At 43.5% G+C, this 524-nt stretch carries 1 protein-coding gene; it reads left to right on the forward strand.

Annotated elements, in window-relative coordinates:
- Window positions 1-205 precede the first annotated feature (205 nt).
- Complete coding sequence (locus ACLRGG_RS21380) at window positions 206-331, forward strand: hypothetical protein (RefSeq protein ID WP_416251585.1); 126 nt, start codon at window positions 206-208, stop codon at window positions 329-331.
- Window positions 332-524 lie beyond the last annotated feature (193 nt).

A 524-nucleotide genomic window follows, 5' to 3' on the forward strand; every position in this document is an offset into this window, starting at 1 on the left:
ATTAGGAACAGCTATTTAGAATGAATATAATTAGTGAATTCATAGGATGTATTACTAATTTTGTATTTTTAATTTTGATTGCCATTAGATAAAATACTGCAGTGGAAACTCCTACTTTTGGGTACGAAGCAGAGTGACCTGCTCCTCGTTGATTAGTACACCCCGATATTAGTAATGTCTTCATAAGCCACATGAGGACATCCCCATGAAGAAGCGTTTTTTCGACCAACAGATCATCAGTATTCTCCGCGAGGCTGAAGCCGGTATTTTAGAGACGGTGTCGACCGTGGCGGCGAACTGGCCAAACTTTCCTGACGGAAAGGCCTCGTAGCGCACGTTGAGCCTGTCTCCCGGGCTAATGTAGGGCACGGAACCATTGGGCACCCAGAGGGTAATCCTCCCCTTTTTAACGGAGGCGATAAGTAGAATCAAGTCATGCGTTGAATATGCTCTGTCTCTTATACACATCTCCGAGCCCACGAGAATGGTTCTCATATCTAGGGTTTTTTTTTTTTTTTGTAAAG

This window comes from Erwinia sp. PPS120, assembly GCF_047918655.1.
In the GTDB taxonomy this organism is placed as follows: Bacteria; Pseudomonadota; Gammaproteobacteria; order Enterobacterales; family Enterobacteriaceae; genus Erwinia; species Erwinia tasmaniensis_A.